The following is a 23,255-nucleotide window of genomic DNA, read 5'->3' as shown; positions in this document are numbered from 1 at the left end:
TGTGTGGTGCCCCCCGGCATCGTCCGCGTCGTCTCGACGTGACATCCACCATAGCAATGTGATTCGGCTATCGGCCGGGCCGCTGTTTGAGCCAGTGCGGGTCGGCCGGCTCGGGTACCCGGCCGGCGGTGGGCTTCGGGGTGAGCCGATAGCGCAGCACGTCGCGTGGCTCGCCGGGGCCGAAATACTGGTCCTCGTGACCGGTCACCTCGAAACCGGCGGTCTTGTACAGGTTCGTGGCGAGTTGATCGCTCGGGCGCACGGTGATGTAGACCGAATCCGCCGCGGCGGTGCGGCAGCTGTGCACCGCTCGTTCCAGCAGTCCCCGGCCGATCCGGCGTCCCCGATACTGCGTGGCGACGGCCAGCCCCATCACCCAGCCTCGGCTGCGTGAACCCAGGCCGACCAGTGCGTATCCGCAGACGCGGTCGTCGAGTTCGGCCACCACCCAGTGCGATCCGTGCAAATCGAACAGTTGTCGCAGTGCGGTGTACGGGTAGGCGTGGTCCGCGAACTGTTCCAGCTCGAGCGCGGCGATGTCCGTGAGGTCGTGCACTGTCGCGGCCCGGTAGACAGCCCCCGGCCTTGCCCCGATATCCAACGGCTCACCTCTGTCTCCCCTGCGTGAGTCTGAACTCCAGCGTAAAGGCGTGTGCCGCTGCGAGGTTCGGAATCGGTGGGGCTGATCAATCCGGGCGAGGTTGCTCGACGGTGACCCACAGACGCCGAATGCCGCTGGGAGGACACTCTTCCCAGCGGCATTCGGGTCGAACGGGGGCGTGGCGGTCACGGAGGGGAATCGGAACCGCCTGGCCCCTACCGGCGTTCGGGGTTCGGTCCGAACGCCGGAAGGCGGTGCGGGTTTACACCTTCGCGTAGGCCAGCGAGGGGACGCGGCCGATGGCGAACGAGGAACGCAGGTAGAAGAACCAGGTGACCCCCGCCATCACGATGAACGTCGCCGCGTAGGCCCAGAAGGCGGGCGCCATGCTGCCGAAGTTGATGTTGGACAGGCGAAGTGCCTGCTGCAGCAGGTAGCCGCCGGAGGCGCCGATCGCGCCGATGACACCGATCGCCGCGCCCGCCTGACGCTTGGCCGACGCTGCGGCTTCGGCGATGTCCATGCCGTGCTCGGAGGCGTACTTCTTGGCCTCCGCGTTGAAGATGGACGGGATCATGCGGTAGGTGGAGCCGTTGCCGATACCGGCGAGGACGAACAACGCGAGGAAGGCGACCAGATAGAGCGGGAAGCTCTTCAGCTCCAGCCCCGCCATGATCGCGGCGACCGCGACGGCCATGCCGCCGAAGACGTACACGGTGATCTTCGCGCCGCCGACCTTGTCGGAGACCCAGCCGCCGAACGGGCGGCTGAACGAGCCGACCAGCGCGCCGAGGAAGGCCAGGTTGCCGAGCGTGGTGATCCAGCCGATCTTGGCCAGATCCGGGAAGTTGGCCTTGATCAGCGTGGGGAAGGCGAAGGAGAACCCGATGAAGGAACCGAACGTGCCGATGTACAGGAACGACATCACCCAGGTGTGCCGGTTGGTGAGCGCGAGCTTGTAGGACTTGCCGTCGGACTTGGCGGTGCCGATGCTGTCCATGTAGCGCAGCGCGCCGAAGGTGGCGATCAGGATGAACGGCACCCAGACCAGCACCGAGAGCGTGATGCCGAAGCGATAGCCCGCCGGATCCTTGGCCATCAGGTGGGTACCGAAGGTGATCAGCAGCGGCAGTATCAGCTGGGTCTGCGCGACGCCGAGATTGCCGCCCGCCGCGTTGATGCCGAGGGCCGCGCCCTTTTTCCCTTCCGGGAAGAAGAACGAGATGTTGGCCATGGACGAGGAGAAGTTGCCGCCGCCGAAGCCGGCCAGCGCCGCGAGGACCATGAACACCCACATGGGCGTGCCCGGCTGGTTCACGAAGTAGGCAAGACCGAGTGTCGGGATCAGCAGCATCGCCGCGCTGAACGCGGTGAACGCGCGCCCGCCGAATTTCGGTATGGCGAAGGTGTACGGAATGCGCAGTGCCGCACCGACGAGCGTCGGGGTGGAGGTGAGCAGCAGGGCGTTGCTCACCGCGGTGGGGTTGCCCTTGCCGAGTCCGGCCAGGAAGTCGAAGCCCGCGGCGCCCATGCTGGTGACCACGGTGCCCCAGATGACCCACACGCTGAAGCCGAGGTTCTCCGCGAATACGGAGAAGATCAGGTTCTTTCGCGCGGTGAGCTTTCCGCCCGACTCCCAGAATTTCGCGTTGTCCGGTTCCCAGTGGTCCAGCCAGCGTCCACGCTTCTGGTGGGTGAACGATTCCGACTGCTGGCCGGTGGCAGCAACTGTGGCAGTCATCGGCTTCCTCTCGATTAGGCTCGACCGACCCTCATCGCGGCAATCGTCGCGCCATTGCGACGTTGATTCGTCTCGGGACGCCCATCCAAGTCGGGGAGGGGCCGTCGAGTTGCCTTTGTACGGTCGAGACAAAGGTAGAAGCCGGTTGTTGCGGGCCCGTGGCCTTCGGTGACGTTCCCGGCAAATCCGACTCACATGGGGGAAGCGCCCTCGGTGACCAGTTGGTTACCTGGCGATCTGGCCGCGGGACCGGTCGGAACTATCGGGCGTCCGGGTATTCCGCGATGAGCGAACCGAGGAAGCAACGCGCGGCCTGCGCGGCGCGATCGGCGTCGCCGTCGACGACGGCCTGCACCAGTTCATTGTGCTCGGCGTCGTAGGAATCGTCGGATTTCGAAGTCCGCGACCGGATCACCTGTTCGATGGTGGGCAGGAGCGAGTCGTAGAACTCGAGGTACACCGCGTTGTGGCTGGCGACCACGATCGCCCGGTGCAGCGCCACATCGGCGGCGATCGCGCTGTGGGTGTCCGCGTCCCAGTGGTGGCTGCGTTCTTCCAGCAACCTGTGCAGGTTCGCGATGTCGGCGTCGTCGCGGCGGCGCGCGGCGAGCGCGGCTGCGGTGGTGTCCAGCGCGAGGCGTAGCTCGAGGACATCGCGTTCCTCGGCGTCGGCGAAGTACTTGCCGAGGGTGCCGCCGACTTCCGAGGCGGCGATCACATAGGTGCCCGAGCCCTGGCGCCGTTCCAGCATGCCCGCGTGCACGAGCGCCTGGACGGCCTCGCGCACGGTGTTTCGGCCGGTGCCGGTGAGCTCGGTGAGCTCCGGTTCGGTCGGGATGCGGGAGCCGATAGCCCAACGGCCGGAACGGATTTCGGCACGCAGCTGTTCGGTTACCTGGGCGATGAGGCTGGTGCGCCGGACGGGTTGCACCGAAACAGAGTACCGCCCGTCACAAATTGTTGCCGACGATCATGGGGTCATCCTATGATTTCTCGGTGACAGCGACCCTTCCGGACACCGCGACCCGCCAGGATTCCGCCGCCCTCCAGCAGCGCAAGCGCGCGCTCGTCGAGGGTCGACTGCTGGTACTCACCGCGATCGTGATGTCCGCACTGGTCCTACGCGTCGCCGTCACCGCGTTCAGCCCGCTCGCCGAGCGGATCGGCGCGGATATCGGCTACTCGACCGCGGTCGTCGGCGTCTTCGGCATGATCCCGACCGCGATGTTCGCCCTCTCGGGCCTGCTCACCCCGATCCTGGTGCGCCGCCTCGGCCTGGAGCGGACCGCGCTCACCGCGATGCTGATGGCCGGTCTCGGCATGCTGATCCGGGCCACGACGCACGGCACCGCCGAACTGCTGATCTTCTCCGCGCTCGCGCTCGGCGGCATGGGCATCGGCAACGTGGTGATCCCGCCGTTGGTCAAGCGGTACTTCCCGGACCGGCTGGCGGTCATCAGCTCGCTCTACATCACCATGGTGCAGCTCGGCACCGTGGTGCCCGCGATGATCGCCGTGCCGGTCGCCGAGGCGCACGGCTGGCGGATCTCGATCGGTCTGTGGGCGCTGCTCGGCTTCGCCGCCGCGCTGCCATGGCTGAAGGTGCTGCGCGATCGGCGCGGTCGCGACATGGCCGACACCACGGGTTTGCCCGCCGAAGGCGCCGAGTCCACGGGCCGGGTCTGGCGTTCGCCGGTCGCCTGGGGCATGGCGGGCATGTTCGGCATGACCTCGCTGACCACCTACGCGATCTTCGCCTGGCTGCCCAAGATCTTGAGCGAAGCGGGCGCGAGCGCGGCGTTCGGCGGCACCATGGTCGGACTGTTCGCCCTGGTCGGTCTGGTGGCCGCACTCTCGGCACCGACGATCGTCGCACGCTTCCGCAATCCGTTCCCCGTGGTCGTCGGCTGCGCGGCCTTGTTCTTCATCGCCTTCGCTGGCTTACTGATCGCGCCGATGAGCGCGCCCGTGCTGTGGGTGGTGATCCTCGGACTCGGCCCGAGCACCTTCCCGATGGCGCTGACCCTGATCAATCTGCGCACCAAGACCCCGCGCGGTTCGGCGGCGCTGTCCGGGTTCACCCAGGGCGTCGGTTACGCGGTGGCGTGCGCGGGCCCGTTGCTGTTCGGCATGCTGCACACCGCCACGGGCGGCTGGCTCGCGCCGTTCGCGATGCTGAGCGTCGCGGTGCTGGTGTTGCTCGCCGGTGCGTGGCAGGCGTGCAAGCCGCGCATGCTCGAGGACACCTGGAACTGATCGGAACCGATCGCGCCGTTCGGGTTGCGGCGCGGTGCGGCGCGGCGCATGCTGTGCGCGTCACACCTCACCGGCCGCTGTGCGCGAGATCGGCTGTTTGTCACCCGTGGAAACGCTTGTGTCACACGGGTGAAACATAACGTTGAAACTCACCCCGGAATCCGGGGAATCGTGAGCAACCGTTGATTTGGCGGTCATTTCCCGCATCATTTCGGCAATACCTGTTTCCTACCGTGGGGGCCAACCGATTTTGGGAGGCCCTTGTTGAGCACGCTGACGCGTAACCACAACATCGAGCACTGGGATGCCGAGGACGTCGCGGCCTGGGAGGCGGGCGGCAAAGACATCGCCAAGCGCAACCTGATCTGGTCGGTCTTCGCCGAGCACGTCGGGTTCTCGGTCTGGTCGATCTGGTCGGTGATGGTGCTGTTCATGCCCGCCGACAAGTTCGGCATCGATCCGGCGGGCAAGTTCTTCTTGGCCGCGGTGCCGACGCTGGTCGGCGGCTTGCTGCGCATTCCATACACCGTGGCCACCGCCCGGTTCGGCGGACGCAACTGGACCATCTTCAGCGCGTTCCTGCTGGTCATCCCGACGCTGCTGACGCTGTACTTCGTCAACCAGCCGGGCACCTCCTACACCACCTTCCTGATCGTGGCCGCGTTCGCGGGCTTCGGCGGCGGCAACTTCGCCTCCTCGATGACCAACATCAACGCCTTCTACCCGCAGCGACTCAAGGGCTGGGCCCTCGGTCTGAACGCCGCGGGCGGCAACATCGGCGTTCCGGTCATCCAGCTGCTCGGCCTGCTGGTCCTCGCGACCCTCGGCGACGGCTACGGCGCCCTGATCTGCGCCATCTACCTGGTGCTCGTCGCGCTGACCGCTGTCGGCGCCGCGCTCTACATGGACAACCTGAAGAACCAGAAGGCCGACCTGTCCTACATGGTGACGGCGCTGAAGGTGCCGCAGTCCTGGGCCATCGCCTTCCTCTACATCGGCACCTTCGGTTCGTTCATCGGCTACAGCTTCGCCTTCGCCCAGATCTTGCAGATCAGTTTCAAGGCCGGCGGCGACACCGCAGCACAGGCCGCCGTGCACGCCGCGTCGATCGCGTTCATCGGCCCGCTGCTCGGTTCGCTGGCCCGCCCGTACGGCGGCAAGTGGGCCGACCGGATCGGCGGAAGCCGGGTCACCTTGGTCGTCTTCGGCGCGATGATGGCCGCCACCCTGGTCGTCGGGATCGCGAGCGCCGTCGCCGACGGCAACAAGGGTGTCGCCAGCGGCGGTGTGATGACCGTGCTGGTCATCGGGTTCATCGCCCTGTTCGTGCTCTCCGGCTTCGGCAACGGCGCGGTCACCAAGATCATCCCGTCGGTGTTCGACGCCAAGTCCAAGAGCCTGGACGCGAGTCCCGCCGAGCAGGCCGCCTGGTCGCAGAACACCTCCGGCGCGCTCATCGGCGTCGTCGGCGCCATCGGTGCGCTCGGCGGCGTCGGCATCAACCTGGTGCTGCGCTCCTCCTACGCCTCGACCAACTCGGCCACCACCGCCTTCTGGGTGTTCCTGGCCTTCTACGTCGCCTGCGCCGCGGTGACCTGGTTGGTCTTCCTCCGCCGTCCCACCATGACCGTCGACAGCGATGTCGTGCACGAGGCCGAGGCGCTGGTTCTCGAGGCCGAGGCCGCCGCAACCAAGTCCAACTCGTCGGCTCGCGCCTGACGCCCGAACCATCCCCAGGGAGGTCACCATGAACCCCACAGTCGATCCCGCCCAGCGCAAGACCGCGGTGGTCGTCGGCCACGGCATGGTCGGGCACCGTTTCGTCGAGGCACTGCGCTCGCGTGACGAAGCCGACCAGTGGCAGATCGTCATCCTCAGCGAGGAGCAGCTGCCCGCCTACGACCGCGTCGGACTCTCGTCCTACGTCGGCACCTGGGACCCGACCCTGCTCGCGCTGCCCGGCAACGAGTACGCCGGTGACGCACTCGTCGAGCTGCGCCTCGGCCAGCGCGCCGAGAGCATCGACCGCGCCGCGCGCAAGGTCGTCACCTCCGCGGGCGACACCATCGGCTACGACGCGCTGGTGCTGGCCACCGGCTCCTATGCTTTCGTGCCGCCGGTGCCCGGCCACGACCTGGACGGGTGCTACGTCTACCGCACCATCGAGGACCTGGACGGCATCCGCGCCACTGCGGAGGCGGCCGGTCCCGGCGCGGTCGGCGTGGTGATCGGCGGCGGTCTGCTCGGCCTGGAGGCAGCCAACGCGCTGCGCCTGCTCGGCATGACCCCACACGTCATCGAATTCAACGACCGGCTGATGCCCGCGCAGGTCGACGCGGGCGGCGGCGCGATCCTGGAGCGCCTGGTCAGCGACCTCGGCCTGAACGTGCACACCGGCGTCGGCACCCAGGCGATCGAGGCCGCGGGTGACGGCAAGCTGAAGCTGACCCTCTCCGACGAGTCGACCATCGACGACGCCTCGCTCGTGGTGTTCTCCGCGGGCATCCGTCCGCGCGACCAGATCGCCCGCGACGCGGGCATCGAGGTCGGCCCGCGCGGCGGCATCATCACAGACCTGGGTCTGCAGACCTCGGACCCGAACATCTGGGCCATCGGCGAGTGCGCCGCGGTCGAGGGCGTCTGCTACGGCCTGGTCGCCCCCGGTTACAGCACCGCCGAGGTGGTGGCGGACCGGCTGCTCGGTGGCGCGGGCGAATTCCCCGGCGCCGACATGTCCACCAAGCTGAAGCTGCTCGGCGTCGACGTGGCCAGCTTCGGTGATGCGCACGGCACCACCGAAGGCGCGCTGTCGGTCGTGCTGCACGACGCGGCCAAGGGCACCTACGCCAAGCTCGTCGTCTCCGACGACGCGCAGATCCTGCTCGGCGGCATCCTGGTCGGCGACGCGTCCGCGTACTCCGCGCTGCGCCCGCTGGTCGGTCGTCCGCTGCCCGCCGATCCCGCCTCGCTGATCTCCCCGGCGGGCGCGGAACTCGGCGCGGACGCGCTGCCCGACGACGCCCAGATCTGCTCCTGCAACAACGTCAGCAAGGGCTCGATCTGCGGCGCCATCGCGGAGGGCGCCTGCGACGTGCCCGCCATCAAGAGCTGCACCAACGCGGGCACCTCCTGCGGTGGCTGCGTGCCGATGCTCAAGAAGCTGCTCGAGCAGTCCGGCGTCGAGGTCTCCAAGTCGCTGTGCGAGCACTTCAGCCAGTCGCGCGCCGAGCTGTTCCAGATCGTCCAGGTCACCGGCATTCGCACCTTCTCGGGCCTGATCGCCAAGTACGGCAAGGGAACCGGCTGCGACATCTGCAAGCCGACCGTCGCCTCCATCCTGGCCTCCACCTCGAGCGACCACATCCTCGACGGCGAGCAGGCCGCGCTGCAGGACACCAACGACCACTTCCTGGCCAACCTGCAGAAGAACGGCACCTACTCGGTGGTGCCGCGGATGCCCGGCGGTGAGGTGACCGCCGAGCAGCTGATCACCATCGGCGAGGTGGCCAAGGAATTCGGCCTCTACGTCAAGGTCACCGGTGGTCAGCGCATCGACCTGTTCGGCGCGCGCGTCGAGCAGCTGCCGCAGATCTGGCAGCGCCTGGTGGACGCGGGCATGGAATCCGGTCACGCGTACGGCAAGTCGCTGCGCACCGTCAAGAGCTGCGTCGGCTCCACCTGGTGCCGCTACGGTCAGCAGGACTCGGTCGGCATGGCCGTCCTGCTCGAAAAGCGTTACCGCGGACTGCGTTCCCCGCACAAGCTGAAGCTGGCGGTGTCCGGCTGCGCCCGCGAGTGCGCCGAGGCGCGCGGCAAGGACGTCGGCGTGATCGCCACCGAGAACGGCTGGAACCTCTACGTCGGCGGCAACGGCGGTCTCACGCCGAAGCACGCGGTGCTGCTGGCCGGTGAGCTCGACGACGAGACGCTGATCAAGTACATCGACCGCTACCTGATGTTCTACATCCGCACCGCCGACCGGCTGCAGCGCACGGCGCCGTGGCAGGAGGCGCTCGAGGGCGGCATGGACTACCTCAAGGCGGTCGTCTGCGAGGACAGCCTCGGCATCGCCGACGAGCTCGAGGCCGCCATGGCCAAGCACGTCGACGGTTACAAGGACGAGTGGGCCGCGGTGCTCGAGGACGAGGAGAAGCTCTCGCGCTTCGTGTCGTTCGTCAACGCGCCGGAAGAGGCCGACCCGACGATCTCGTTCGACGACAGCGGCGAGCGGAAGGTGCCGGTGCTGTTGGGTGTGCCACAAATGCCGGCCGCCACGCACGGGAAATAACGACTTAACCGTGCGGAAACAGGACGCCGGTACCAATGAGTAAGGCGTTCGGAGGAGGAACCCGATGACCGTGATCGATACACCCAGCATCTCGCCAGCTACGGCCACCGGTTGGACGCAAGCGTGCCGACTCGACTATTTGATCCCAGGCCGCGGCGTTGCGGTATTGCTGAAGGGTGGCCAGCAGGCCGCTCTGTTTCGACTGACCGACGGCAGCGTGTACGCCGTCGGCAATATCGATCCGTTCGGTCGCGCGGCCGTCATGTCGCGCGGGATCGTCGGTGACCGCGGCGGCGTCCCCGTCGTCGCCTCGCCGCTGCTGAAGCAGGCGTTCTCGTTGCTCGATGGGCGTTGCCTGGACGATGAATCGGCGGCGCTGCCGGTGTACGCGGTGCGGGTCGACGACGGCATCGTTTCGGTTTCCAACGAGCCGGTCGCGCTCGATTCCTCGGACGGATGAACCTCTATGACGACAACTGAAGCGGGCGCCTGTCTCGCTGGATTCACGGTCGGCGTCACGGCGGCTCGGCGAGCCGAGGAGTTCTCCACCCTGCTCAAAAGGAGGGGCGCCACCATCGTCACGGCGCCCGCCATCCGGATCATTCCGTTGGCCGACGACACCGAACTGGAGCGTGTCACAAGGACTTTGGTCGCCGAGCCGCCGCAGATCACCGTCGCCACCACCGGCATCGGTTTCCGCGGCTGGATGGAAGCGGCCGAAGGCTGGGGCCTGGCCGAGGAACTGCGCAGCACGCTGGCCGCCACCCGCATGCTGGCGCGCGGCCCGAAAGCCAAGGGCGCCATCCGCGCCGCGGAACTGCGCGAGGAGTGGTCGCCCGCCTCCGAGTCGTCGGCCGAGGTGCTCGATCACCTGCTGGCCGAGGGCGTGGAGGGCGTGCGCATCGCGGTGCAGCTGCACGGCGCCACCACCGAATGGGAGCCCGTCCCGGACTTCTGTGAGGTATTGCGTTGCGCCGGAGCGGATGTCGTTCCGGTGCCGGTGTACCGCTGGACTCCGCCCGCCGATCAGGGCCCGATGGACCAGCTGATCGAGGCCATCGTCACCGCGAGCCTGGACTGCGTGACCTTCACCAGCGCGCCCGCCGTGGCGTCGATGTTGATGCGCGCCAAGGAAACCGGTCTGCTGGAGGGCGTGCTGCACGCCCTGCGCGGTCGGGTGCTCGCGGCCTGCGTCGGTCCGATCACCGCCGCGCCGCTGGAAGAGCTCGGTGTGCCGACCTCGATGCCGGGGCGCGCGCGTCTCGGCGCGCTGGCCAGGCACGTGGCCGAGGAATTGCCCAGGCGCGCCAACCGGATTCAGGCCGCCGGACACAACATCAGCGTGCGCGGCGCGTGTGTCGTCGTGGACGGCGAGGTGCGTCAGCTGGCGCCCGCGCCGATGGCGCTGATGCGTTCGCTGGCCCGCCAGCCCGGTCGGGTGGTCTCCCGCGAGGACCTGCTCTCCGCGCTGCCCGGCGGCGGTGACGACACGCACGCCGTGGAGACCGCGATCGCCAGGCTGCGCGCCGGACTCGGCACGCCGAAGGCGATCCAGACCGTGGTCAAGCGCGGCTACCGGCTCGCTTTGGACGCCGCCGAGTGCACCGACAACAATCCGCGCCAGGTGCCGCAAGCGCGGCCGCAGGTGCCCGGTATCGGGTCGCCCGTGCGTGCTCCCAAGTACGCTCCGCAACCGATGGGGAGCTGGTGAGCACCCCCGCCCTGGTGCTGGTGGCGCACGGCACCCGAAGCACCAGGGGCGTGGAGATGATCGCCGCTCTTGCCGAAGCGGTCTCCCGTGAACTCGCTGCGGCGCAGGCTCTTTCGGAAACGGACGCCGCGATTTCGGGGCGCGGCGACCGTACCGACGCGCCCGCGGTCCGCACCGCCTTCGTCGACGTGCTCGGCCCGTCGCCGTCGGAGGTGCTGCGGGCTCTGACCGGAACGACGGAATCTGTTCCCGCCGTGCTGGTTCCGGCGTTCCTCGCCTCCGGCTACCACGTCTACCAAGACGTGCCGCGCGAGGTCGCCGAGAGCGGGCACGACGCAGTGGCCGTCACCCCGGCCATGGGGCCGGATCCGGCGCTGGCCAGGATCATGGCGGTGCGGTTGCGCGCGGCGGGCTGGCGGCGCGGTGACGCGGTCGTGTTCGCGGCGGCGGGGTCCTCGGATGCCCGTGCGCGGCAAGACGTTCGGCGCGCGGCCGCGATGCTGGCCGAGCACCTGGATGCACCGGTGCGCATCGGCTACGTCGCCACGGGCGCGCCGCGCGTTCCGGAAGTCGTCGCCGACCTGCGTGCCTCCGGTGCGCGGCGGGTGTTCGTCGCGTCCTATCTGCTGGCGCACGGGCTGTTCCAGCAGCGGCTGCACGACGCGGGCGCGGACGGCGTGGCGGAACCCATCGGCGTGCATCCCGCGGTCGTCCGGCTCATCGCGGACCGTTATCGCGCGGCCGTGCGCGAAATGGTCGATACTCGCGTGCGCTGAGTGTCGTTCGCCCCCGAGGCTCGCGGCGGCGCCGTCGGTGGCCTAGGTAAGGAGTCGGCGCGCCGCTGCCGTGGTGGGCATCAATCGCCCCCCGGCGCCACGAGTGCGGGGAACCAGATGTCGGTGAGCACCTCGGCCGCCTGGCCCGCGGAGACGTCGATCGTGCCCTGCATGGCCCAGCGGGTGAAGAACCGTTCCAGTTGCGCGACAAGTAGTTCGATGCGCAGTCGCGCTTCGTCCCTGCGTTCGGCGGGCCAGCGGGACAGGTAGGCGGGCATGCTGTCGGCGAGCGTCATGATGCCCTCGCGCGCGACCTCGCGGAATTCCGGCTCGAGTGCGGTCGCCTCGTCCCATGCGGGCAGCATGTCCTTGTTCGCGAAGAACCAGTCGATGGCCCGGGTCATCCAGTCCGCGAACTCTTCTCGTGATCCGGTGGTGAGCACCCGGTCCAGGTCGGCGTAGAAGAGGCGAACGCTGGCGAGGGTGCCCGCCTCGGCGATGGCACGCAGCACCTCCGGTTTGCCGGTGAAGTGCAGGTAGAAGGTGGCCCGGCTACAGCCGACCGCGGCGGCGATGTCGTCGACGCGGACCGAGGAGTAGCCCTGCGTTTCGAACAGGTGGCGCGCGGTGTCGACGATCCGCGCTCGGGTCAGGCGTTTCTGTTCCTCGCGCAACAAGCCGCGGCGGGCCTCGGTCGGTTCGGTCGGCATGAACTCATCCTAGACGATGCGCAAAGTCACTAGACATGGTGTCTAGCCAGTGCTACGTTGTGGTGCAGGTCACGTCGGCTGGGTTCGCCGACGACCGCGGCTCGAGGTTCTCGCCCCGTGGCCGGATCACCGCGGAACCGTTGCCGCGCACTGCGACCGGCGCGGTCGTGCGGTGCGAGATCGCTTTGTAGGGAGTCAGCGATGTTCGACAGCATCATCAAGGGCGGCCGGTGGTTCGACGGCACGGGCGCCCCGTCAGCGGTTCGCCATCTCGGCATCCGCGCCGGCAGGGTGGCCGAGGTGTCGGCCGTGCCGCTCGACGAGACCGGCTGCGGCCGGGTCGTCGACGCCGCCGGGCACTGGGTGATTCCCGGCATGATCGACATCCACACCCACTACGACGTGGAGGTATTGCTCGATCCAGCGCTGCCGGAATCGGTGCGCCACGGCGTGACGACCGTGCTGCTCGGTTCGTGTTCGCTGTCGACAGTGCACGCCGACGCGGAGACGGCGGGCGATCTGTTCGGCCGGGTCGAAGCCATTCCGCGCGGACACGTCGTCGCCGCGATCGGCGACCTGAAGTCCTGGCGCACCGCCGAGGAGTACGCCGCGGCGCTCGACGCGCTGCCGCTCGGGCCGAATGTGGCCGGCTTCCTCGGGCATTCCGACGTTCGCGCGGCCGTGATGGGGCTCGATCGCGCCACCAGGCGCGAGGTGAAGGCGACTCCCGACGAGCTCGCCACGATGCGGCGCGCACTCACCGAAGCCCTCGACGCGGGCTTCGTCGGCATGTCCTCCCAGCAGCTGCTGTTCGACAAGCTCGACGGGCAGCGTTGCCGCTCGCGCACCCTGCCCTCCACGTACGCGACGAGCCGGGAACGCAGCGTGCTCAACACGATTCTGCGCCGCCGCGGGCGCGCCTTGCAGGGCGGACCCGACGTGGCACGGCCGCAGAGCCTGGTCGCGATGGCCGCGAGCAGCATCGGGCTGTGGCGGGAACCGCTCAAGGTGAGCCTGCTCTCGGCCGCGGACGTGAAGGCGATTCCCGGTGTGGCGCGGGCGTTTCCGGCGCTCGCCCGCGCCGTCAACGCGCTCGGCGGCGATTTCCGCTGGCAGCATTTACCGGTGCCGTTCGAGGTGTATTCCGACGGGATCGACCTGCCGGTGTTCGAGGAATTCGGATCGGGCGCCGCGGCATTGCATCTCGCCGACCAGCTCGAAGAGCGTGCGGACCTGCTGAGCGATGAAGGCTATCGCCGCTGGTTCCGCAAGGACTACGACAAGAAGTTCGGTCCCCGCGTCTGGCATCGCGACTTCTTCGACGCCGAGATCGTCGAATGCCCCGACGAATCCGTGCTCGGCAAGACCTTCGGTCAGGTCGGTCTCGACCGCGGCGGCCTGCATCCGGTCGACGCGTTCCTCGATCTCGTCGTGGAACACGGCACCAAAGTGCGTTGGCGCACAACCATTTCCAACCACCGCCCCGCCGTGCTCGACCGTTTCGCGGCGGATCCCGGCATCCAGCTCGGCTTCTCGGACGCGGGCGCGCACCTGCGCAACATGGCCTTCTACAACTTCGGCCTGCGACTGCTGCGTCGCGTCCACGACGCCGAACGAGCGCGCCGGCCGTTCATGACGCTCGAGCACGCGGTCCACCGCCTGACCGGTGAACTCGCCGAGTGGTACGGCTTGGACGCGGGCCGCCTGCGCGTCGGCGACCGTGCCGACGCCGTCGTGATCGACCCGGCCCATCTCGACGCCACCCTCGACACCTACGCCGAACACCCGGCTCCGCACTACGACAACTTGTCCCGCATGGTCAATCGCAACGACGCGACCGTCACCGCGGTGTTCATCGGTGGGAAGTACGTGTTCGGCTCCGGCGCCGCCGGACCCGGGCTCGGCACGGAACAGGCGGGGCGGTTCCTGCGCGCCGGATGACGACGTGACGTTCGCGCCGCCCGCGCGAAGGGGTTGTGGCGTTCGCGCCGCCCGCGCGAAGGGGCGGCACACGGGTTGCGCACCGCGTAAAGGGGCAGCGATCTGTCGGTGCCCAGGTCCACACTGTGACCTATGGCATACGACGAGGAACTGGCCGAGCGGATCCGCGACCTGATCGATCCCGGCCTCGACATGACCGAGAAGAAGATGTTCGGCGGTCTCGCCTTCATGATCAGCGGCAACATGGCGGTGGCCGCCAGCGGCCAGGGCGGCCTGCTCGTCCGCGTCGACCCGGCCCAAAGCGCCACCATGATCGACGACGAAACCGTCACGCCGATGACCATGGGCGGCCGAGAAATGGTCGGCTGGCTCCGAGTGACCGGCACACCGATCCGCGACGACACAACCCTGCGCGAGTGGGTCGACCGCGGCGTCGACTACGCCCGCTCCCTCCCGGCCAAGAGGTAGACGCCCGCGCCGCGCTTGCAACCGCAACTATGGCCGCCGCGCCGCGAGCCGCAGGACTCGCAAGCCACTGACGTCGAACGCATCCGCATCACCACGCCCAGCTGGACGCCCGCGCGGCATCACTTGACGAACTATGCCGCGCCGACCGATTAGTGAATCGGACAGTTTGGACGGATTCGCTGTCGACCCTTTCCCGGCCGTCCCGCGCTCGATACGCTGCGCCGATGACGCCCATTGTGCGTGTAGCCGTCGTTGTGGCGGTGCTCGGCGGGTCGCTGGTTGGCGCGATACGCGCCGAGGCAACACCCGGCTCGGATATCACGGCGACCACCCTGGGGCATGCGCAGATTCCGGCAGGGTTGCTGCCGTTCGTGGCGGGGACCGATCTGGTGGTTCGGGAGATCACCATCGGGCCGGGCGGGTCGACCGGGTGGCACTATCACGACGGCCCGGTCTTCGGCTTCGTTCGCTCCGGCACCCTCACCCATCCCGGGCCGGACTGTGTCGCGCCGGTGTATCGCACGGGCGACTTCATCTACGAACCGGCCGGAGAGTGGAATGTCCACATCGGCCAGAATCTCGGCACCGAGCCCCTGGTCCTCGATGTCGTCTACGTCCCACCGACGGGCGACCCCCTCTTCCGCGACGCCCCGGCCCCGGACTGCGCCTGAACCCGTCGCAACGGTTCTCGAGACCTGCGATGGCTTGGGATCCGAGCCTATTTCGCCAGTTGGCCGATCCGCTGCCGCGCCACATTGAGCAACGTGGCGACATCGACGTCGGGGACGTCTTCGCGTCGAAGCTCTTTGACGAGCGAGCGCTGCTCGGCATTCAGTTCCTCGGTCAGCCGCTCGATCGTCGAGCGGAGTTGTGCGATGTGCTCCACCCGCTCGTTGACGTCGTGCGCGTCCCCGAAATCGTCGACGATCAACCGTGATTCCACCCGGGACAGTGGCACGTCGAGCTTGGCGGCGATGATGGTGCGCGCTTCGTATCCGACGTCGGTGAGATGGCGCGCTTGACCGCAAGGATCGGCTCCGTACACATCGGGGATGGTGATTTCCCACCATCGTCCGACACGGCTCGCGTGCACGTCGTAGGTGATTGCCTTGCTCACTGCTTCTCTTCCTCCTCCGGGCAGTCGCAGGACCCTACGGCCTTGTAGATCGACCTGGCCACGCCCGGCGAGATGGTGGTGTGCCCGTCCGGGACGCTCACGTCATGCTTGCCGGTTCGGCAACCGTAGATCGTGTGGCTGCCCGCTCCGTCGCGGAGCTTCGACCAGCCCGCGGCTTTGAGGGCCTTCAGGACCTTCCGGGTCGGTTGCTCCGCAATCATGACAGCATGCTAGCGCGCTAGGCGCAAGCATGGCTAGCAAACTAGCAGAAAATGTAGCTAGTCAGATTGCAAGTCCGCATCCGCTCAATACGAAGTCGCCCCCACCGGGTTGCGGTGGGGGCGAAGGAGATCAGCGCCAGCGTTCCGGGGTGACCGGGGCGTCCCAGGCGCGGGCGTAGCGGCGGGAGTCGGTGGCGTTGGGTTGTTTGTGGCGGTAGACGATGTAGGGGCGGGTGAGGTAGCCGATGGGGGCGCTGAACATGTGGACCAGGCGGGTGTAGGGCCACAGGGCGACCAGGACGAGGACGACCAGCCCGTGCAGCTGGAACGGCCACGGGGTGTCGACCATCAGTTCCGGTTGCGGATTCAGGGTGAACAGGCTGCGGAACCAGGGAGAGACGGTCTCGCGGTAGTTGTAGGTGCCGAACAACAGGTTGGCGCCCCAGGTGTTGGTCAGGCCGGTGACCAGCGCGGCGGTGAGCAGGGCGTACATCAGCTTGTCGTTGGCGGTGGTCGCTTTGCGTACCGCGGTCACCGTGAACCGGCGGTACAGCAGAATGCCCACACCGGCCAGCACGGAGAGACCGGCCACCGAACCGGCGCCGACCGCGATCAGGTGATAGGTGTGGTCGTTGATGCCGACGGCTTCGGTCCACGACTCGGGAATCAGCACGCCGAGCACGTGCCCGAAGAACACCCCGAGCATGCCGAAGTGGAACAGCGGACTGCCCAGCCGCAGCAACCTGCTCTCGTAGATCTGCGAGGACCGGGTGGTCCAGCCGAACTGGTCGTTGCGGTAGCGCCAGATGTGGCCGAGCACGAACGAGGTGAACGCGACGTACGGCAGGATCAGCCACAACTCGACGGGCAGGTGCGGGACGGCGTTCATCGACGGCCTTCCGATTGAGCGAACATCGTGGGGTCCATGGCGAAGGGTTCCAGCCCGACCTCTTCCTCCGGGGGACCTTCGGCCGCGAGCTCGGCGATGCGCCGCCGATCGGCCGTGGTGAGCGGCGGCAGCGTGGCCACCACCGCGGCGAGCGCCCCCGCGTAGGGAGAACCGCTGTCGGACAACGAGAGTCGCAGCAGCTCGATGACCGGCAGGTGCTCGCCGAGCAGGCGCTCGCCGCCGATCGGGTCCACCGTCGCGGCGAATTCGAGCAATACGGGCAGGTGATCGGGCAGTTCCTGATCACCCAGTTCCACCCCGGCGTGCCGGTAGGCGTGCTTGAAACGCAGCAACGCCATGCCGCGCTTGCGGGTGTCGCCGTAGGCGTAGAAGGTCAGGTGCAGGCTGGCGCGACGCCGCATGTCGAAGGTCGCGACGTAGTCGGCGGCCAGGTCGATCGGCGGCGTCGTGCGCAGGTGGGTCAGCAGACCGGCCAGCTGCGGGCGCACCTCGTCGGGCAATTGATCTGCCGCACTGGACAATTCGTCCAGCATGGCCAGCGTTGCCTGGCCGGGGTAGTCCAGCAGCAGCGCGGCGAGCCGCCACACCAGGCGACGGTCGCGCTCGGCCATCCGCACGGCGGGCTCGGGCCGCCGACGCAGTTTCAGCAGACTCATCTGGTGACCCCGCTCGACGTCGCGGTCACATCCTCGGTGGACGAACCGTTCCCGGCAGCGCCGTTGCTGCCGTTCGCGGCCCCTACTCCGGCAGCGCCGTTGCTGCCGTTCGCCTTGGAGTCGCCGGACTCTGCGCCGTTGTGCCCCGCGCCGTTCTGCGCAGCCGAGCCGTTGGAGCCAGAACCGTTGGACCCAGCACCGTTGGTCGGAATCAAACCCTTGGTGCTCTTCCCATCCCAGTTGAGCAAATTGATCCGGGTCGACTTCTCCTCCGGCGCAGCCCCGTTGGAGTCCGTCAGATGGAACTTCTCCACCATCTGGTCGAACGCGGTCATACCCGGCCCACCATCGGTGTCCAGACTGCACCCGGTCGCCAGCGAATCCAGTTCGTGCGCCTGCGAAGTCGCGCCCTGCGGGATCACATACCGGTGCTCGTACTTCGCGATGGCGAGCAGCCGGTACAGCGCCTCGATCTCCTCGGGCTCCAGCCGTACCGACGGCGCGATCGAGGGATCGGGCTCCTCGCCGAGGTTCACCGACCGCATGAAAGACCGCATGGCGGCGAGCCTTTGCAGCGACGCCCGCACCGGACCGAGCTCACCCGCGGTGAACAGCTCCGCCAGGTACTCCACCGGAATGCGCAGCGCGTCGATGGCGCCGAACAGGTTCGCGTGGTTCTCCCCGTCGTGCCCGGTCTCGGTGAGCACGTCCACCACCGGCGAGAGCGGCGGCACGTACCAGACCATCGGCATGGTCCGATATTCCGGGTGCAGCGGCAGCGCGATCTGGTAGTCCACGATCAGCTTGTAGACCGGCGAATCCTGCGCCGCCTGAATCCATTCCGGCGAGATGCCGGCGCGCTCGGCCTCCGCGACGACCCGCGGGTCGTGCGGGTTGAGGAAGACGCCGAGTTGCGAGGGGTACAGGTCCTTGGTGTCGGTGACCGACGCCGCCTCCTGCACCTTGTCCGCGTCGTAGAGCATGACGCCGATGTAGCGCAGCCGTCCCACGCAGGTCTCCGAACACACCGTCGGAATGCCGACCTCCACGCGCGGGTAGCAGAAGGTGCACTTCTCCGCCTTGCCCGTCTTGTGGTTGAAGTAGATCTTCTTGTACGGACATCCGGTGATGCACTGCCGCCAGCCGCGGCACTTGTCCTGGTCGACGAGCACGATGCCGTCCTCGGCCCGCTTGTAGATCGCGCCGGAGGGACAGGACGCCGCGCACGACGGGTTCAGGCAGTGCTCGCAGATGCGCGGCAGGTAGAACATGAAGGTCTCTTCGAACTCCAGTTTCACCTTGTCCGAGAGCTTGTTCAGCAGCGGGTCCTTGCCGACCTGCTCCGGGCCGGAGCCGAGGTCGTCGTCCCAGTTGGCACCCCAGGTGACCTTCGTGTCCTCGCCGGTGATCAGCGATTTCGGTCGCGCCACCGGCGTGGTGTCGATGGCGGGGGAGGACAGCAGGTTGTCGTAGTCGTAGCTCCACGGGTCGTAGTAGTCCGACACCGTGGGCAGGTCCGGGTTGGCGAAGATGTTGAGCAGCCGCTTCATTCGCGAACCGGACTTCAGGGTCAGCTTGCCGCGCTTGGTGAGCGTCCAGCCGCCCTTCCACTTCTCCTGATCCTGGTACTGACGCGGATAGCCCTGTCCGGGCCGGGTTTCCACGTTGTTGAACCAGACGTACTCGGTGCCGCCGCGGTTGGTCCACGCCTGCTTGCAGGTGACGCTGCAGGTGTGGCAGCCGATGCACTTGTCCAGGTTCATCACCATGGCGAGCTGTGCCATGACACGCATATCAGTACTCCACCTTCTGCGACCGCAATCGGACAGAGCGTCGGCACCTCGTCGGGCTCATGTCAGTACTCCACTTTCTGGGACCGCTTGCGAATAGTCGTCACTTCGTCGCGCTGGTTACCCGTGGGGCCGTGGTAGTTCAGCGCGAAGGACTGCTGCGCGTACCCGCCGATGAGATGCGAGGGCTTGATCATGATCCGGGTGAGCGCGTTGTGGATACCGCCGCGTTTGCCGCGCGCGTCGTTCACCTCGGGGGTGCCCTCGATGCGCGGCACGTCCACCGCGCGGTCCTGCGCGTGGTACATGAACACGGTGCCCTCCGGCATGCGGTGCGAGACGATGGCGCGCGCGACCACGATGCCGTTGCGGTTGATCGCCTCGATCCAATCGTTGTCGGCCACACCGATCTTCGCGGCGTCCTTGTCCGACATCCAGATCGACTGACCGCCGCGCGAGAGCGTCAGCATGTGCAGGTTGTCCTGGTAGGCGGAGTGGATCGACCACTTCGAGTGCGGCGTCAGATATCTGACCGTGACGCCCTTCTCGGTCACCGAACCCACACCGGGCTCGCTGAACAGTGCGGTCATGTCCAGCGGCGGCCGGAAGATCGGCAGCTGTTCGCCGAGCTCGATCATCCAGTCGTGGTCGAGGTAGAAGTGCTGGCGTCCGGTCAGGGTGTGCCAGGGCTTGAGCCGTTCGGTGTTGATGGTGAACGGCGAGTACCTGCGTCCGCCGGTCTCGCTGCCCGACCACTCCGGCGAGGTGATCACCGGCACCGGCCGAGCCTGGGTGTCGGCGAAGGTGATTCGCTTGCCCTCGTGCTCGGCGGCCAGGTCGGCGAGCTTCGTGCCGGTGCGATGCTCCAGCTCCTCGAAGCCCTCCACGGCGAGGCGGCCGTTGGTGGTGCCCGACAGCGCGAGGATGGCCTCGGCCGCGTGGGTGTCCTTGGCCAGCGACGGACGGCCCTGCGCCACACCGGAAACCACGGTGCCGTTCATGCCCGCGAGGTACTCGACCTCGACGTTCGGGTGGGTGGTCACGCCCTTGGTGGTGACGCCGAGGGTGTCGACCAGCGGCCCGAGCGCGGCCATCTTCTCGGCCACCTTCGGGTAGTCGCGTTCGACCACCACCAGCTTCGGCATGGTCTTGCCCGGAATCGGTTCGCAGTCACCGGCTTTCCAGTCCAGCACGCGGCCGCCCGCCTGCGCCATGGCGTCCGCCGAGTCGTGCTGCAGCGGCACCGCGACGATGTCCTTGCGCTTGCCGAGGTGCTTCTCGGCCATCCAGGAGAAGCCGCGGGCGATCCGGTGGAACGCGTCGAAGTCGGTCTTGGCCTCCCACGGCGGCGAGATGGCCGGGGAGAACGCGTGCACGAACGGGTGCATGTCGGTGGAGGAGAGATCGTGCTTCTCGTACCAGGTGGCCGCGGGCAGCACGATGTCGGAGAACAGCGTGGTACTCGTCATCCGGAAGTCCAGGGAGAGCAGCAGATCCAGCTTTCCGGTCGCCGCCTCGTCCCGCCAGACCAGCTCCTGCGGCCGCACCCCGGTCGCCTCGCCCGCCTGGAGGTTGGAGTCCGCGCCGAGCAGGTGCTTGTGGAAGTACTCGTTGCCCTTGCCGGAGGAGCCGAGCAGGTTGGCGCGCCAGACCGTCAGGCAGCGCGGGAAGTTCTCCGGCGCGTCGGGGTCCTCGCAGGCGAAGCGCAGGTCGTCGGACTTCAGGCCCGCGACGACGTGCTCGGCGGGCGTCGTGCCCGCGGCCTCGGCCTCGTCCACGAGATCGAGCGGGTTGCGGTTGAAGGTCGGGTAGCTCGGCATCCAGCCCAGCCTGCTGGCCAGGGCGATGTTGTCGGCCGCGGTGCGGCCCTCGAACACGCCCTTGCCGAGCGGCGAGGAGAACGACTCGGCGGTGAACGGGTCGTAGCGCCACTGGTCGTTGGTCAGATACCAGAACACGGTGCCCTGCATCTGGCGCGGCGGACGCTGCCAGTCCAGCCCGAAAGCCAAAGTGGCCCAGCCGGTCACCGGACGACACTTCTCCTGGCCGACGTAATGCGCCCAGCCGCCGCCGTTCACGCCCTGGCAGCCGGTGAGCAGTGTCAGGGTGAAGAAGGCGCGGTAGATCTGATCGGAGTGGAACCAGTGGTTGGTGCCCGCGCCCATCAGGATCATCGAGCGACCGCCGGAACGGTCCGCGTTGTCGGCGAATTCGCGCGCGATGCGCTCGGCCTGCTTGGCCGGGACGCCGGTGATGGTCTCCTGCCAGGCGGGCGTGTAGGGGGTGGAGGCGTCGTCGTAGCCGGTCGGCCATTCACCGGGCAGTCCGTCGCGCCCGACGCCGTACTGCGCGAGCAGGAGGTCGAACACGGTGGTCACGCGCTTGCCCGCGACGGTCACCGTCGGCACGCCGCGCAGCAGCACGCCCGCCTTGTCGGTGTCGAAGCGCGGCAGTCGCACCGCGACCGGCTGATTGCCCTCCGCGCCGTACAGACTCAGCAGCGGATCGACGTCGCCGAGGTCCAGGTTCCACTTGCCCGCGTCGCCCTCGGTGAAGCGGTGGCCGAGAGAACCGTTGGGCACCACGGGGTTTCCGGAGTTGTCGAGCAGCACGGGCTTGTGCTCCGCGGCTTCGACGGACTCGCCGAGATCGGCGGCCGTGAGGAACTTGCCCGCCAGCGCGCCGTCGTGGTGGTACACGCCCTCGGCGTCCCAGCCCTCAGGGTCGTCCAGGCAGACCAGGTACGGCAGGTCGGTGTAGCGCTTGACGTAGTCGAGGAACCGCGGGGTGTCGCGCTGGAGGAAGAACTCCTTCAGGATCACGTGCCCCATCGACATGGCAAGCGCCGCATCGGTTCCCGGGCGCGCGGGCACCCACTCGTCGGCGAACTTGGTGTTGTCGGCGTAGTCGGGGGAGACCACGACCACCTTCTGGCCGCGGTAGCGGGCCTCGGTCATGTAGTGCGCGTCCGGCGTCCTGGTGACGGGCACGTTGGAGCCCCACATGATCAGATAGCCCGCGTCGAACCAGTCGGCCGATTCCGGCACGTCGGTTTGGTCGCCGAACACCTGCGGCGAGGCGACGGGCAGGTCGGCGTACCAGTCGTAGAACGACAGCATCGACCCGCCGAGCAGCGAGATGAACCGGGCGCCGACGGCGTGGCTGACCATCGACATGGCCGGGATGGGCGAGAAGCCCGCGACCCGGTCGGGCCCGTAGCGCTTGATGGTGTGCACGTGCGCGGCGGCGGCGATCTCGGCGGCCTCCCACCATTCGGCGCGCACGAAACCGCCCTTGCCGCGGGCGGATTTGTACTTCTTGGCCTTCGCCGGGTCCTCCACGATGGATTCCCAGGCCAGCACGGGATCCTTGAGCTGGGCCTTGGCCTCGCGGTACAGCTCCAGCAGCGCGCCGCGCACGTATGGGTAACGCACCCGCGCGGGCGAGTAGGTATACCAGGAGAAGGACGCGCCGCGCGGGCAGCCGCGCGGTTCGTACTCGGGCTTGTCCGCGCCGACCGAGGGGTAGTCGGTCTGCTGCGACTCCCAGGTGATCACGCCGTCCTTGACGTAGATCTTCCACGAGCACGAGCCCGTGCAGTTCACGCCGTGCGTGGAGCGCACCACCTTGTCGTGCGCCCAGCGGTCGCGATAGAAGTCGTCGGCGCCGCGGCCGCCGACTTTGTGCAGGCTGCGTTGATCCGAGGAGACCTCGCCGCGCTGAAAGTATTTGCCCAGCCGGAGCAATGCGTCACCGGCGTCGGAGGAAAGCGGGCCCGCCTGGTCGGAGGGTGCCGAAACATGAGTGCGTGAGTTAACCACGACGCCCCCTTCGAGCTGTGAAATCGGGCTGTTGCACCGACTGTAAGGAGGTGAAGACGCGCGGCCAAACGATTCTCTCACAGCGCGCGGAGGCGGTCTGTGAGTTGTGAGGTCGCGGCAACGTGCCGGTCACTGGACGGTTGCAACCGACCTTCGGTGACATTCACGTGACCTGGGCCGATGCGGGCTGACCGGCCGAAATGCGGCATCGGGCAGGCGTTTCGGGGCCTTGCCGGTGAAGCTTTCGA

Annotated in this window: 19 protein-coding genes; 9 read left to right on the top strand and 10 right to left on the bottom strand. The window is 68.0% G+C overall.

The window, feature by feature from the left end:
• Positions 1-67: 67 nt before the first annotated feature.
• From T333_RS10550 to T333_RS10540, 3 genes are all read right to left on the bottom strand, one after another.
• Entirely contained in the window at positions 68-601 is a 534-nt protein-coding gene (locus T333_RS10550; protein ID WP_355003934.1) for a GNAT family N-acetyltransferase, read from the bottom strand.
• A gap of 262 nt (positions 602-863) precedes the next feature.
• The gene (locus T333_RS10545; RefSeq protein ID WP_355003933.1) at positions 864-2,342 is read right to left on the bottom strand and encodes an MFS transporter; all 1,479 of its coding nucleotides are present in this window, start codon (positions 2,340-2,342) and stop codon (positions 864-866) included.
• 259 nt (positions 2,343-2,601) lie between these two features.
• A complete protein-coding gene (locus tag T333_RS10540; protein WP_355003932.1) occupies positions 2,602-3,273 on the bottom strand; it encodes a FadR/GntR family transcriptional regulator in 672 nt (223 codons plus the stop codon).
• 65 nt (positions 3,274-3,338) lie between these two features.
• On the opposite strand from T333_RS10540, the gene T333_RS10535 reads away from it, so the two are divergent.
• The 6 genes from T333_RS10535 to T333_RS10510 all read left to right on the top strand — a co-directional run bounded on the left by T333_RS10535 (position 3,339) and on the right by T333_RS10510 (position 11,373).
• Complete coding sequence (locus tag T333_RS10535; protein WP_496424351.1) at positions 3,339-4,598, top strand: CynX/NimT family MFS transporter; 1,260 nt, start codon at positions 3,339-3,341, stop codon at positions 4,596-4,598.
• 261 nt (positions 4,599-4,859) lie between these two features.
• Positions 4,860-6,317: a nitrate/nitrite transporter gene (locus T333_RS10530; protein ID WP_496424350.1), complete on the top strand. Its 1,458-nt coding sequence runs from the start codon at positions 4,860-4,862 to the stop codon at positions 6,315-6,317.
• A 28-nt stretch (positions 6,318-6,345) separates the two neighbouring features.
• On the top strand, positions 6,346-8,886 hold the full coding sequence (nirB, locus tag T333_RS10525; protein ID WP_496424349.1) for a nitrite reductase large subunit NirB: 2,541 nt from the start codon (positions 6,346-6,348) through the stop codon (positions 8,884-8,886).
• A 64-nt stretch (positions 8,887-8,950) separates the two neighbouring features.
• Positions 8,951-9,346 (top strand): nitrite reductase small subunit NirD, encoded by a 396-nt coding sequence (gene nirD / locus T333_RS10520; RefSeq protein WP_253811247.1) that lies wholly within the window; start codon positions 8,951-8,953, stop codon positions 9,344-9,346.
• Positions 9,347-9,352: 6 nt separating this feature from the next.
• Entirely contained in the window at positions 9,353-10,597 is a 1,245-nt protein-coding gene (locus T333_RS10515) for a uroporphyrinogen-III synthase (protein ID WP_355003929.1), read from the top strand.
• Entirely contained in the window at positions 10,594-11,373 is a 780-nt protein-coding gene (locus tag T333_RS10510) for a sirohydrochlorin chelatase (RefSeq protein ID WP_496424348.1), read from the top strand. The genes T333_RS10515 and T333_RS10510 overlap by 4 nt, the downstream gene beginning before the upstream one ends.
• Positions 11,374-11,453: 80 nt before the next feature.
• Here the strand turns inward: T333_RS10510 and T333_RS10505 are convergent, their stop codons facing one another.
• Positions 11,454-12,083 (bottom strand): TetR/AcrR family transcriptional regulator, encoded by a 630-nt coding sequence (locus T333_RS10505; RefSeq protein ID WP_496424347.1) that lies wholly within the window; start codon positions 12,081-12,083, stop codon positions 11,454-11,456.
• A 201-nt stretch (positions 12,084-12,284) separates the two neighbouring features.
• On the opposite strand from T333_RS10505, the gene T333_RS10500 reads away from it, so the two are divergent.
• The 3 genes from T333_RS10500 (at position 12,285) to T333_RS10490 (ending at position 15,163) form a co-directional block, all read left to right on the top strand.
• On the top strand, positions 12,285-14,024 hold the full coding sequence (locus T333_RS10500; RefSeq protein WP_357256257.1) for an N-acyl-D-amino-acid deacylase family protein: 1,740 nt from the start codon (positions 12,285-12,287) through the stop codon (positions 14,022-14,024).
• A 132-nt stretch (positions 14,025-14,156) separates the two neighbouring features.
• Positions 14,157-14,492: a TfoX/Sxy family protein gene (locus tag T333_RS10495; protein ID WP_496424346.1), complete on the top strand. Its 336-nt coding sequence runs from the start codon at positions 14,157-14,159 to the stop codon at positions 14,490-14,492.
• A gap of 224 nt (positions 14,493-14,716) precedes the next feature.
• Entirely contained in the window at positions 14,717-15,163 is a 447-nt protein-coding gene (locus tag T333_RS10490) for a cupin domain-containing protein (RefSeq protein ID WP_496424345.1), read from the top strand.
• 47 nt (positions 15,164-15,210) lie between these two features.
• Here the strand turns inward: T333_RS10490 and T333_RS10485 are convergent, their stop codons facing one another.
• From T333_RS10485 to T333_RS10460, 6 genes are all read right to left on the bottom strand, one after another.
• Positions 15,211-15,609: a hypothetical protein gene (locus T333_RS10485; RefSeq protein WP_357256260.1), complete on the bottom strand. Its 399-nt coding sequence runs from the start codon at positions 15,607-15,609 to the stop codon at positions 15,211-15,213.
• The gene (locus T333_RS10480; RefSeq protein ID WP_355003920.1) at positions 15,606-15,830 is read right to left on the bottom strand and encodes a type II toxin-antitoxin system HicA family toxin; all 225 of its coding nucleotides are present in this window, start codon (positions 15,828-15,830) and stop codon (positions 15,606-15,608) included. Before T333_RS10480 ends, T333_RS10485 begins: the two co-directional genes overlap by 4 nt.
• 130 nt (positions 15,831-15,960) lie before the next feature.
• The gene (gene narI / locus T333_RS10475) at positions 15,961-16,719 is read right to left on the bottom strand and encodes a respiratory nitrate reductase subunit gamma (RefSeq protein WP_355003919.1); all 759 of its coding nucleotides are present in this window, start codon (positions 16,717-16,719) and stop codon (positions 15,961-15,963) included.
• Positions 16,716-17,396 carry a nitrate reductase molybdenum cofactor assembly chaperone gene (gene narJ, locus T333_RS10470; protein WP_355003918.1) on the bottom strand — a complete coding sequence of 227 codons (681 nt, stop codon included), beginning with the start codon at positions 17,394-17,396 and terminating at the stop codon, positions 16,716-16,718. Before narJ ends, narI begins: the two co-directional genes overlap by 4 nt.
• Positions 17,393-19,180, bottom strand: coding sequence for a nitrate reductase subunit beta (narH, locus tag T333_RS10465; protein ID WP_496424767.1), 1,788 nt, complete (start codon positions 19,178-19,180; stop codon positions 17,393-17,395). The genes narJ and narH overlap by 4 nt, the downstream gene beginning before the upstream one ends.
• Positions 19,181-19,251: 71 nt before the next feature.
• Entirely contained in the window at positions 19,252-23,007 is a 3,756-nt protein-coding gene (locus T333_RS10460) for a nitrate reductase subunit alpha (RefSeq protein WP_496424344.1), read from the bottom strand.
• Between the last annotated feature and the right edge of the window lie 248 nt (positions 23,008-23,255).

The organism is Nocardia sp. CNS-044, from assembly GCF_059570515.1.
The sequence above is the reverse complement of the archived record's forward strand: the minus strand, read 5'-3'. Positions and strand labels throughout refer to the sequence as shown.

What these genes read in the sequence shown, in the direction of transcription:
- T333_RS10545 (WP_355003933.1), bottom strand. Translation starts at nt 2,342, where the DNA reads ATGACTGCCACAGTTGCTGCCACCGGCCAGCAGTCGGAATCGTTCACC.
- nirB (WP_496424349.1), top strand. Translation starts at nt 6,346, where the DNA reads ATGAACCCCACAGTCGATCCCGCCCAGCGCAAGACCGCGGTGGTCGTC.
- nirD (WP_253811247.1), top strand. Translation starts at nt 8,951, where the DNA reads ATGACCGTGATCGATACACCCAGCATCTCGCCAGCTACGGCCACCGGT.
- T333_RS10515 (WP_355003929.1), top strand. Translation starts at nt 9,353, where the DNA reads ATGACGACAACTGAAGCGGGCGCCTGTCTCGCTGGATTCACGGTCGGC.
- T333_RS10505 (WP_496424347.1), bottom strand. Translation starts at nt 12,083, where the DNA reads ATGCCGACCGAACCGACCGAGGCCCGCCGCGGCTTGTTGCGCGAGGAA.
- T333_RS10500 (WP_357256257.1), top strand. Translation starts at nt 12,285, where the DNA reads ATGTTCGACAGCATCATCAAGGGCGGCCGGTGGTTCGACGGCACGGGC.
- T333_RS10495 (WP_496424346.1), top strand. Translation starts at nt 14,157, where the DNA reads ATGGCATACGACGAGGAACTGGCCGAGCGGATCCGCGACCTGATCGAT.
- T333_RS10490 (WP_496424345.1), top strand. Translation starts at nt 14,717, where the DNA reads ATGACGCCCATTGTGCGTGTAGCCGTCGTTGTGGCGGTGCTCGGCGGG.
- T333_RS10480 (WP_355003920.1), bottom strand. Translation starts at nt 15,830, where the DNA reads ATGATTGCGGAGCAACCGACCCGGAAGGTCCTGAAGGCCCTCAAAGCC.
- narI (WP_355003919.1), bottom strand. Translation starts at nt 16,719, where the DNA reads ATGAACGCCGTCCCGCACCTGCCCGTCGAGTTGTGGCTGATCCTGCCG.
- narJ (WP_355003918.1), bottom strand. Translation starts at nt 17,396, where the DNA reads ATGAGTCTGCTGAAACTGCGTCGGCGGCCCGAGCCCGCCGTGCGGATG.
- narH (WP_496424767.1), bottom strand. Translation starts at nt 19,180, where the DNA reads ATGGCACAGCTCGCCATGGTGATGAACCTGGACAAGTGCATCGGCTGC.